The organism is Aequorivita xiaoshiensis, assembly GCF_022008395.1.
GTDB classification, from domain to species: domain Bacteria; phylum Bacteroidota; class Bacteroidia; order Flavobacteriales; family Flavobacteriaceae; genus Aequorivita; species Aequorivita xiaoshiensis.
Genome location: NZ_JAIRBB010000006.1, coordinates 70255 through 82139 on the forward strand (window position 1 = coordinate 70255; position 11885 = coordinate 82139).

The window sequence follows — 11885 nt, forward strand, 5'->3', positions numbered from 1 at the left end:
AAGGTAATTAACCCATAAAATTTTCAGAAAAATGAAATCTATTGGTAGACCTCAACTCTATTAATGTAGAAATTAAGCAAAAGGACCTGCTCTTACCTCTGGTATTTTATAAGAGGTATTATCTATTAAAAGTGAAAGTTTGCGATAATTCTTAAAAGCAACAGCATCATATCCCGTTTTATAAGCCACCTCAATTTCTGAAGCTCTTAAAGATACAATGGGGTTTAAGTACTGATCTTTTAAATGTTTAGTTGCAACTGGTAACCCCTGAAGACCTGAATCTGTATTAAAATCTTTTTGAATTACAACTACCTCCAGCTTGTAAATCTTGGAGTTAGACGAATAAGGAAACTCAGTACTATTATCATTTTTCGTGAAATCTGTCTCGTCAATTTGAAGTTTATTTTGACTGTTAAACAGATTCTTTACTACCGCAACATCAATAGCGCTATAATACGCTACCGTTAATTTGCCATCTTGAAATTTAGATATTTGCACATCGTCAATTCCAATACTCTTTAGCTGAGATGTAATTTCTGAAATGGCGTGATTAGCTTCATCAGAGCTTACAGTATTAGCATCAAACTGTACTACAATTTCCTGATTAGGAAGCGTAGCTTTGTCTATGCTTATTCCTAAAAAAGCAAGAGCAATTGTTATTCCAGTAAGATACCATCTCCAGTTCACGTGCCAAATATAAAAAAATAAAGACTGTATCGCTACAGTCTTTAAGTTTTATAATTCTCTAATTGATTTATAGTTAAATCGTCCTTTAATTAAATTCAAAATTCTAATTCAAAGTAAAGACTACTTTCCGGATTATCTTCAGTAACATCTTCACCTTTTAAAATTTCATCAGCTTGGTTTAACAACTTTAAATTAATTTTCCAGTAACCAGTCATCGTTAGCGACAGTTTCCCGTCATACCTATTATTAACCGAATTGTAAGTTAAGTCGATGTTATTTGGCGAACTGTGATTCCCCATTCCAGGCATACGTGGATCAATTGCTACTTTATAATTTTCAACAACAGGAAAATTCATCATGTCTTCCATTTTGTAGAGAACAGCCTGCATATCATTTAAAGCTACTTCAGGATTTTGAGGGCCAACGTATGCCAAAACATATTTAACACCGTCTACCCCCATAAATACTTGAGTTTTAACCATTCCATCATTTGGTTGTAAGACTGAAACCCTTGTTACCCCTTCAATAGATTCACCATTTATATCATAATTAAGTTTTAGCTCCCAATATTCAGTTTCATTACTTGCCATTTGAAAAACAATATGACCTTTGTAAACTGTACTTTCTTCAGCGTTACTCAACATACTATGTGGCGCAGAATGAGCTCTATCTGTCATATTCATCATTGGCATCCAATTCAATTCAGCATCATTTAAGTATTTATTTGTTGATAAATCTTTAATTCTAATAGAGATTTCATTATAACCAATTTCAAGATTTTGTTTTTCTGAATAGATTTCAACAACGTGATTTGCTCCTGAAATTTCATAAATCTTATTTAACCCTTCAACTGGGTTATCCTCTATGACAGTATTATCATCGTCGTCAGAACAACTTACAACTGATATGGATATTAAAAGAAATGCGAATATATATTTAAGTGTTTTCATTTTTATTAAGGTTTTTTAAAATTAATTTATTGCGTAAGAAATTGTTGCATAAACATTTCTCCCCATCCTCGGGATATTATTCCAATCGGTGTAAGAAGAATAGTTTGTGTCTAAAATGTTTTGAATTCCTGCTTTTACAAAAAGGTCATTATCATTGATAAAAAAACGTTTTCCGAAGCTAGCTGATAGCGTTGCATAAGCTGCAGTTTTCGTTTCTCCGTAAGCAGGATTGTAATTACTTTGCTCACCCGCTCCTTCCATTGAAAGCGATGCCGAATATTGATTTTTATAAAAATCTAGAGCTCCACCATAAGACAGCGGACTTATTAATGGCAAGTTCGCGCCATCGTCATCCACGCCTCTATGGTATGAAATACTTCCGGATAATTTAAAAGCATTCGAGATACTGTATCTTCCAGAAAGAGACGCATTAAACAGTTGTGCAAAATCAAGGTTTGAGTAGATTTTAACCCCTGAAGCCCCAATAGTCATTGTGCTTAATGAATTATCGAGCTGTCCAATGATATAATCGAAAACATGAAAATAATTAGTAGTAGCAGTAATTTCAAAAATCGGCTTTTTAAAAGTTAATGAAAGATTTACATCTGTCGATCTTTCAGTTTTTAAATTTGGATCTCCAATATAATCGTGGTTATCAAAACTGTTGAACAAGTAAAATCCATACCCTTCTGAAACAGAAGGTGCACGTTCACCATAAGAAATCCCACCATTTAGATGAAAATCACCCAACGCCTTATGATATTGAGAAGAGAAACTTTTCAGGAAACGACTATTAGTTCTATCCATATCGGGATAAAAAATCTTTAAGCTATTCAATCCAAAATCATCCTCCACAGTATTGGAATGATAAGACAACCTAGTTGAAAGTTTTAATGATGATTCGTGAAAGTCTATATGATCTTCAGCATAAAACCCAACATTTTTAGTGCGAACATCCGGCCAAGTAAGCATAAACATTGGCTGTTCATTCGGGTTAACAGGATACATCGTCATTTCGGCATAGGACTTATTGTAATAGCCGTCTAACTTAAACATGAAATGATTTTTTCCTTTATTTAAATTAGCCTGGGTATAAAATCCAGCAGTTTCACTCCAGCCTGGCATATCCATATGTATTACTACATCTGGACGGGTGGTGTCGTCCATCACATGCTTTATTGTGTTATAATAAACTTTGGATTCCCAGTTATTAAACTCACCCAACAAAGTGTCTTGATTATAACCAATAGACCCAATAACCGCACGAGCTAAGGAAACATCCATAGTTAATGCTGGGTAACCAACATCTCTAGCTTCATCATATATTAAGGAAGCAGTTATTGATTTATCATCTGCCAATTTATAACCCGAATTAACCGAAAAGTTATATTTCTCAAATTGCGAATACTTCACCTCTTGCCTCCTTCCAGCTTTATAATTATCGGCTTTACGGTATATTACATCAGTATTGAAATAGAATTTTTCATCGGAATAATTCAACTCTCCTCCAAAAACTCGCATCTTATTATTGGTTTCATAACCCGTTTCCAAAGAACCCGTCCAGCCAGTAGGCTTAAAATTACTTTTGTCTAACTTTAAATTTATCCCACCTCCAATTGTGTTTCCAAACGCTGAACCTTGCTGTCCCGAGCCAATTTGCGCTTCAGACAAATTAGACACATCTACATAGGATGTTATCGGATCCATTTTATCGGTACATGCTCCAAAAATCTGCATACCATCAATTGTAATTGCAAGACGCTCAGAAGCCATATCGTTCATGGTTGGCTCCCATGCATACGCACCACGTTTTACCATTTTAATACTTCGAGCAGTTTCTAAAAACTCATCGAGTGTCGACAATGGTTTATGTTGCTTTTGATGATCTAATTGTTTCCCTGCCGAAATAATAACAACCTCACTCAGATTTATTAGCTTCAGGCTGTCTATAGGATATTCTTGCGCGTGCAATGGCGATAAATTTCCGCATAACAATGCACCCACTAGACTACCCACTAGCATTCCCCTTAAAGGAAATACATCTATAGATAATTTCATTTTCTAATGTTTTGATAATTTATAAATGATTAATCGCTAGAGAATATTCCGTTAGAAATAATAGCGATAGCCAGTAAAAATTATCCCAACTGCGGAGGGTGGTAAATACTTGAAGTTAATAATAAGGAATGCAAATTAGGCAAATACCCAATTTCCTGTATAGAAATATGGTCAGTTTGAGATACAAACTCATATTCTTTTAAATTTTCAGAAATAATAACCTGAGGAATTTCAGTCTTAGAAGTTTTGCTGTTCAGCGGATTTGCATCATCGGCCCCGGCTTCTTTTGCAAGTTCTTTACTCAAATAACACTTTCCATCACATTCAAGTTCTGGTTTATCTATATTTTCACAAAGCACATTAACGATGTAATCATAATTTGCAATATAATCCACAACAGGCCATAATGGCTTTGTAAACATTAACACAGAAATTAATATGAGGATTACATTTTTCACCTTACAAAGATAAGACATATGAACTCTTTCAAAACATGACTTTTATCATTATCCTTTAACCATTTCAGATAAAAACATCATTAAAAAACATCAAACAACAACCTCTAAATTAATTTTCAAAATTTGTCAACTTTTTAATGTTAATAAATTTTTATATCACTCTTTTTCAGCTATTTAAGCTTGTTTTTTTGACAACTTTATTTTTTGGGCTTAAAATAAAGTAACTAATTTGTTATATTTACCTACTTTAAAACTCAAATCCTACAACCTTCTAATTACCTAAATATATGTCAATTAAAACAGCCATCCCTACCCCTAAAATTTACAGCCAAGATGAGGCTTTTAAAGCTTCTGTAGAGTACTTTAAGGGTGATGATCTTGCAGCCCGCGTTTGGGTAAATAAATATGCTCTTAAAGATTCTGATGGAAATATTTACGAAAAAACACCTAATGATATGCACCGTCGTATCGCTAGTGAAATTGCCAGAGTCGAGCAACGTTATCCAAACCCTTTAACTGAAGAAGAGATTTTTGAAGCTATAAAAGACTTTAAATATATTGTCCCTCAAGGCAGCCCGATGGCTGGAATTGGCAATCCATACCAAATTGCCTCACTTTCTAATTGTTTCGTGATTGGCAATGAAGGAGACTCAGATTCCTATGGTGGAATTATGAAAATAGACCAAGAGCAAGTACAGCTAATGAAGCGTCGCGGCGGGGTTGGTCACGACCTTTCACATATACGCCCTAAGGGTTCGCCAGTTAAAAATTCTGCCCTAACCTCAACAGGTATCGTTCCTTTTATGGAGCGCTATTCAAATTCTACTCGTGAAGTTGCACAGGATGGACGTCGTGGTGCGTTAATGCTATCAGTATCTATAAACCACCCAGATTCTGAGGAGTTTATCGACGCCAAAATGGAACAAGGCAAGGTAACTGGTGCCAACGTTTCTGTGCGAATTGACGATTCGTTTATGCAAGCTGTAAAAGATGGAAAAAAATATACACAGAAATACCCTATTTTTAGCAACAATCCAAAATACTCTAAAGAAATAGAGGCTGAAAAACTTTGGAAGAAAATTGTACACAACGCATGGAAATCTGCTGAGCCTGGTATTCTTTTTTGGGATACTATTATTAACGAATCGGTACCAGACTGTTATGCAGATCTTGGCTATAAAACTGTTTCTACAAACCCTTGTGGTGAAATCCCGCTTTGCCCTTACGATTCTTGCCGTTTATTAGCTATCAACTTGTTTTCATACGTTGAAAATCCGTTTACAGATAAAGCTGAATTTAATTTCGAGCTTTTCAAGAAACACATTGTTATCGCTCAGAAAATAATGGATGACATCATCGATTTAGAGCTTGAAAAAGTTGATGCTATTCTTGCAAAAATTGATGCTGATCCTCAAACTGACGAAGTAAAATCGGTGGAAAGAAATCTTTGGTTGAATATTAAAAGAAAAGCTGAGGAAGGTAGAAGAACCGGAATTGGAATTACTGCCGAAGGCGATATGCTTGCTGCTTTAGGCATCAAATATGGCAGTAATGAAGGCAATGACTTTTCAGTTAAAATACACAAAACCCTTGCTTTAGAAGCGTATCGAGCTTCAGTTTATACAGCAAAAGACAGAGGTGCTTTTAAAATATTTGATAGCGAAAGAGAAAAAGAAAACCCTTTTATTCTTCGTTTAAAAGACGCTGATGAGAAACTTTATTACGACATGTTGGAATTCGGGCGAAGGAATATTGCCTTACTCACCATCGCGCCTACCGGTACAACAAGTTTAATGACACAAACTAGCTCTGGAATTGAACCAGTTTTTATGCCTGTTTACAAACGAAGAAGAAAAGTAAATCCGAACGATAAAAATGTACGTGTAGATTTTGTTGATGAAGTTGGTGATAGCTGGGAAGAGTATGTTGTATTCCACCACCGATTTAAAGAATGGATGGAAGTAAATGGAATTGCAACGGATAAAAATTATTCTCAAGAAGAACTAAACAATATTGTTAAGAAATCTCCATATTACAAAGCAACATCAAACGATGTGGATTGGCTGAGTAAGGTAAAAATGCAGGGCGCGGTTCAAAAATGGGTAGATCATTCTATTTCTGTAACTATTAACCTCCCTAATGATGCCACTGAGGAATTAGTTGGAAAACTATATTTAGAAGCTTGGCAAGCTGGATGCAAAGGTGTTACGGTTTATCGCGATGGCTCTCGCTCTGGGGTATTAATTTCTAGTGACGAAAAGAAAGAGGAAGAAGAAAATGAAACTCTTACTGCTTTTCCTACTAAACGCCCCGAAGTTTTAGAAGCTGATGTAGTACGCTTCCAAAATAACAAAGACAAATGGATTGCTTTTATCGGCCTTATAGACGGCAAACCTTATGAAATATTCACTGGTTTCGCAGATGATGAAGATGGAATTTTAATTCCACGTTGGGTAAACAATGGTGTTATCATTAAAAATCGTAACGAAGATGGAAGTTCTCGATACGACTTTCAATACAAAAATAAAAGAGGCTATAAAACTACCATCGAAGGATTGTCTCATAAGTTCAATCCGGAATACTGGAATTACGCAAAATTGATTTCTAGTACTCTTAGACACGGTATGCCAATTGAAAAAGCTGTGGAATTAATCAACAGTTTACAATTAGACACCGAAAGCATAAATACTTGGAAAAACGGAGTTGCTCGTGCATTAAAGCGCTACATTGTTGATGGCACAGAAGCTAGAAAGCAGAAATGTGAAAACTGTAATAGCACATCACTTATTTACCAAGAAGGATGTTTGACCTGCAAAGATTGTGGCTCATCTAAATGTGGGTAAATAGATTTGAGAGGTGAGACGTGAGAACGTTTCGCTTTGAGACTTAAGAATTTTTATTTTAAAATTCCCACGGATTTTAAAAATCTTTGGTGGTTTATCAAAATAAAAAAGACCTGTCAAGAATTGAATTCCTGACAGGTCTTACATTTTTATAATAAAACTCGGGATTACAATTCCAACAAATCGTTAGTTTTACGTACACCCGCAGCACTTTCCTGTATGTGTGCTTTTTCTGCATCGTTTAATTCAATTTCAACGATTTCTTCAACTCCATTACGCCCTAAAATAACTGGAGCACCAATGCAAATATCTTTCAATCCGTATTGACCATCTAGCATAACTGAGCAAGGGAACATTTTCTTTTGGTCGCAAGCAATTGCTTGAACTAAAGCAGAAACCGCAGCTCCTGGAGCATACCATGCTGAAGTACCCAATAATTTTGTAAGTGTAGCACCACCTACTTTAGTATCTTCTTTAACCTGGTTTAATCTTTCTTCAGAAATGAATTTAGACACAGGAACACTGTTTCTTGTAGCCAATCTTGTTAATGGCACCATACCCGTATCGCTATGACCTCCAATTACCATTCCATCAACATCACTAATAGGCGCACCTAAAGCTTCAGCCAAACGGTACTTAAAACGAGCACTATCTAATGCACCTCCCATTCCGATAATTCGGTTTTTAGATAATCCTGAAGTTTTATGAACTAAATAAGCCATAGTATCCATTGGATTACTAACTACTATAATAATAGTATCAGGAGAATGCTTTACAAGGCTAGAAGAAACTTCCTTTACAATTCCAGCATTAATGCCAATTAATTCCTCACGCGTCATTCCTGGCTTACGTGGGATACCACTTGTAATTACGCAAATATCACTACCAGCAGTTTTAGAGTAATCGCTAGTCACACCAGTGATTTTAGTGTCAAATCCATTTAAAGAAGCTGTTTGCATAAGGTCCATCGCTTTTCCTTCAGCAAAACCTTCTTTAATGTCTAATAAAACTACTTCACTTGCAAAATCTTTAATAGCAATGTACTCTGCACAACTTGCGCCAACAGCACCTGCTCCTACAACTGTTACTTTCATATCTTTTTAATTAATCATTATGTGGTTATTGTTAATAGTGGTCAAATCGTTAAAAAAAATTATATTTTGACACCTATTTCAAAGCTCATTCTGAACTTGTCACAAAAGTACTATTATCTGCTTAAAATTATGATAACAAACGGTTAAAAACTAGAAAACCCATTCCTAAAAAATTAGGAATGGGTTTTAATTATACTTACAAATTTTTATAAGCTGACAGATTATGCGTCAATATTCGCATAAATTGCATTTTTCTCGATAAACTCACGCCTTGGCGGAACCTCATCTCCCATTAGCATAGAGAAAACTCTATCTGCTTCTATTCCGTTTTCAATAGTAACTTGACGAAGCGTTCTAAATTCAGGATTCATAGTAGTATCCCAAAGTTGCTCAGCATTCATCTCCCCTAAACCTTTGTATCGTTGGATTGAAGCGCTACCACCAAACTTCTCGTTTAGTTCGTCGCGTTCTTTATCACTCCAAGCGTAATCTTTCTTAGCCCCTTTCTTCACCAAGTAAAGTGGTGGCGTGGCAATATAAACACAACCAGCTTCTACTAGTTCTCTCATATATCGGAAAAAGAATGTAAGAATTAACGTTGCAATATGGCTACCATCCACATCCGCATCACACATAATCACCACTTTATGATAGCGTAATTTTGAAAGGTTCAGGGCTTTACTATCATCCTCAGTTCCGATAGTTACACCTAGAGCCGTATAAATATTTCTAATTTCTTCGTTTTCAAAAACCTTGTGATGCATCGCTTTTTCAACGTTTAGAATTTTACCTCGAAGCGGAAGAATAGCTTGGAAATCACGATCACGACCTTGTTTAGCCGTACCACCTGCCGAATCCCCCTCGACCAGGAAAACCTCACATTTCTCTGGATCTTGTTCAGCACAATCTGATAACTTCCCTGGTAATCCTCCACCGCTCATAACTGTTTTACGCTGTACCATTTCACGAGCTTTCTTTGCTGCGTGACGCGCTTGAGCTGCTAAGATTACTTTTTGAACAATTGTTTTTGCATCGTTTGGATTCTCTTCCAAATAAATTTCAAGCATTTCAGCAACTGCCTGACTCACTGCTGAAGTAACCTCACGGTTCCCTAATTTTGTTTTGGTCTGCCCCTCAAACTGAGGTTCCTGTACTTTTACAGAAATAATTGCAGTTAATCCTTCACGGAAATCATCACCTGCAATTTCAAACTTAAGCTTGTCCAACATTCCTGAAGCATCCGCGTACTTTTTCAAAGTTCGTGTTAACCCTGAACGGAAACCAGAAAGGTGTGTCCCCCCTTCGTGCGTATTAATATTGTTTACATAAGAATGTAAATTCTCACTGTAAGAAGTGTTATATATCATAGCAACTTCAACAGGAATATCATTCTTTTCGCCTTCCATAGCAATCACACCACCAATAATTGGCTCACGATTTCCATCTAAGAAGCGAATAAATTCTTTTAAACCTTCTTCACTGTGGAATTTTTCAGTTTCAAATTCGCCTTTATCATTTTTATTACGCTTATCTGTAACATAAATAGTTAAACCTTTATTTAGGAAAGCAAGCTCGCGCATTCTACTTGCAAGCGTATCATAGCTATATTCAAGTGTTTGTTTAAATATATCTCCATCAGGTTTAAATGTAACTATTGTACCACGTTGATCTGTTTCACCAACAACCTTAACAGGATGGATTGCTTTACCACGCTCATAAGACTGCTCGTAAATTTTACCATCGCGATAAACAGTAGCAGTTAACTTTTCAGCCAGTGCGTTTACAACAGAAACCCCAACCCCGTGAAGTCCTCCTGAAACTTTGTAAGAATCTTTATCGAATTTACCTCCAGCTCCAATTTTAGTCATTACAACCTCAAGAGCTGAAACTCCTTCTTTTTTATGGATATCTACTGGAATTCCACGTCCATTATCCTCAACAGATATCGAGTTATCTTCATTAATAACAACTTTTATCGTATCACAATAGCCTCCCATTGCTTCATCAATAGAGTTATCAACCACCTCGTAAACCAAGTGATGCAACCCTCGAACACCTACGTCCCCTATATACATCGATGGACGCATGCGCACGTGCTCCATTCCTTCTAACGCTTGAATCTGGTCGGCGCCGTAGCCACCTTTTTTCTGTTCTTCGCTCATATAATTATTTGAATGATTTTCAGTTTTTTTCGTAATGAACAAATATAACGAAATCCCCAATAAAATCAGGGGTTTACGTTAAATATATACGCTAAGTTATTAACAAATATGTGTGAAAAAACATTGTTTATTACAACTCAATATTAAGTTTTGAATTTACCCCTAAAATTTAAACACTATTTCGGCATTATTTTACGTTTAAAGCTATAATCATCTTGAAAATCTGCATTTTAAACATACTTTTTATATATTACATGAAACAAGTTTTTATTTCAATCGTCTAAACAGTAAGTATTCTGAATATCAATACATGAAAAAATCACACTTCATATTTTTTATCTTACTAACGGCATTTGGTTTTCAAAATTTAAATGCTCAAAGTTTTCCTAACCGGGATGCCTCACCCATGGACTTAGCAATTGCTAGACCATCCAAAAACGCGCCTCCGTTAGCAAGAGTTATATACAGTAGACCAGAGAAAAACGGTAGAGATATTTTTGGAGGGCTAGTGCCCTATAATGAAGTTTGGCGCACAGGAGCAAATGAAGCAACAGAACTCACTACATACGAACCCCTGATGTTCGGCAAAACTTTACTTCAACCTGGCTCATATACTCTTTATACAATTCCTAATAGCGATAGTTGGACTATTATCATTAACAGCCAAACAAATACTTGGGGTGCATTTAACTACCAAAAAGAAAAAGATGTTGCACGAATTGAAGTTCCCTGTGTACAAGCTGTTGCTCCTATAGAAACACTTTCAATGATTTTTAAAACCGACGACAAAGGCACTACGCTACTTATAGGCTGGGATGATCATTATGTTGAAATTCCATTTAAGAGGATTTAAACAAGATTTTATACAAAATTAAAAAGCGCCAAATTCCAGAATTGATATTGAAATTTGGCGCTTTACATTTATAAAATAAACCTTACGGAATATTTAAATATTTATGCGTTTGAAGCGAAACTTTCCACTGTGGATTCTGCATAACATAATCCACAATTAAAGGACTCATTTTTTCACGTTTACTCCACTCTGGTTGTAAGTAAAGAATGCAGTCTTTATTTACCTTGGCTGCTTGTTCTTCAGCAAATCTAAAATCATCTTTATTAAAGATAATAACTTTCAATTCGTTTGCTTTCTTATAAACCTCTTCAGTAGGCAGCTTCAATTTTTTCGGTGAAAGACAAATCCAATCCCAAGTTCCTGTAAGCTTATACGCCCCAGAAGTTTCAATGTGAATTTGCATCCCTCTCTGCTTTAACATTTTAGTTAATGGCCCCATATCCCAAGTAAGCGGCTCCCCACCGGTTATCACAATAGTTTTTGAATATTTATCTGCATTTTCAACAACGGTTTCAATTGCCGTAGGCGGGTGTAAATCTGCATTCCAGCTTTCCTTAACATCACACCAATGGCAACCAACATCGCAACCACCAACTCTTATAAAATAAGCTGCTGTTCCCTTATGAAATCCTTCACCTTGAATCGTGTAGAATTCCTCCATTAAAGGAAGCATAACTCCCTTGTTAACCAAATTTTGTATTTCCTTTTTCATCGCTGCAAAAATACCTTATTTGTTAGCAAAAACCCTAAAAACCAAAAATTAAAAACTTGAATTTACTA

The 11885-nt window shown here is 35.7% G+C and carries 9 protein-coding genes; 2 read left to right on the forward strand and 7 right to left on the reverse strand.

The window, feature by feature from the left end; translation table 11 throughout:
- Positions 1-72 precede the first annotated feature (72 nt).
- From K8344_RS08565 to K8344_RS08580, 4 genes are all read right to left on the reverse strand, one after another.
- On the reverse strand, positions 73-687 hold the full coding sequence (locus K8344_RS08565) for a hypothetical protein (protein WP_237608316.1): 615 nt from the start codon (positions 685-687) through the stop codon (positions 73-75).
- Positions 688-782: 95 nt separating this feature from the next.
- Complete coding sequence (locus tag K8344_RS08570; RefSeq protein WP_237608317.1) at positions 783-1637, reverse strand: hypothetical protein; 855 nt, start codon at positions 1635-1637, stop codon at positions 783-785.
- 21 nt (positions 1638-1658) lie between these two features.
- The gene (locus tag K8344_RS08575; RefSeq protein ID WP_237608318.1) at positions 1659-3695 is read right to left on the reverse strand and encodes a TonB-dependent receptor; all 2037 of its coding nucleotides are present in this window, start codon (positions 3693-3695) and stop codon (positions 1659-1661) included.
- Positions 3696-3775: 80 nt separating this feature from the next.
- Positions 3776-4171, reverse strand: coding sequence for a hypothetical protein (locus tag K8344_RS08580; protein WP_237608319.1), 396 nt, complete (start codon positions 4169-4171; stop codon positions 3776-3778).
- Between the two features lie 269 nt (positions 4172-4440).
- Between K8344_RS08580 and K8344_RS08585 the strand changes: the two genes are divergently transcribed.
- The gene (locus tag K8344_RS08585) at positions 4441-6996 is read left to right on the forward strand and encodes an adenosylcobalamin-dependent ribonucleoside-diphosphate reductase (protein WP_237608320.1); all 2556 of its coding nucleotides are present in this window, start codon (positions 4441-4443) and stop codon (positions 6994-6996) included.
- Between the two features lie 167 nt (positions 6997-7163).
- Here K8344_RS08585 and mdh read toward each other — a convergent pair whose 3' ends face one another.
- Both mdh and gyrB read right to left on the reverse strand, forming a co-directional pair.
- Positions 7164-8090, reverse strand: coding sequence for a malate dehydrogenase (gene mdh / locus K8344_RS08590; protein ID WP_237608321.1), 927 nt, complete (start codon positions 8088-8090; stop codon positions 7164-7166).
- Positions 8091-8311: 221 nt separating this feature from the next.
- Positions 8312-10252 (reverse strand): DNA topoisomerase (ATP-hydrolyzing) subunit B, encoded by a 1941-nt coding sequence (gene gyrB / locus K8344_RS08595; protein WP_237608322.1) that lies wholly within the window; start codon positions 10250-10252, stop codon positions 8312-8314.
- A gap of 310 nt (positions 10253-10562) precedes the next feature.
- Between gyrB and K8344_RS08600 the strand changes: the two genes are divergently transcribed.
- Entirely contained in the window at positions 10563-11105 is a 543-nt protein-coding gene (locus K8344_RS08600; protein ID WP_237608323.1) for a DUF2911 domain-containing protein, read from the forward strand.
- A gap of 82 nt (positions 11106-11187) precedes the next feature.
- Here the strand turns inward: K8344_RS08600 and K8344_RS08605 are convergent, their stop codons facing one another.
- Positions 11188-11817 (reverse strand): 7-carboxy-7-deazaguanine synthase QueE, encoded by a 630-nt coding sequence (locus tag K8344_RS08605; protein ID WP_237608324.1) that lies wholly within the window; start codon positions 11815-11817, stop codon positions 11188-11190.
- Positions 11818-11885 lie beyond the last annotated feature (68 nt).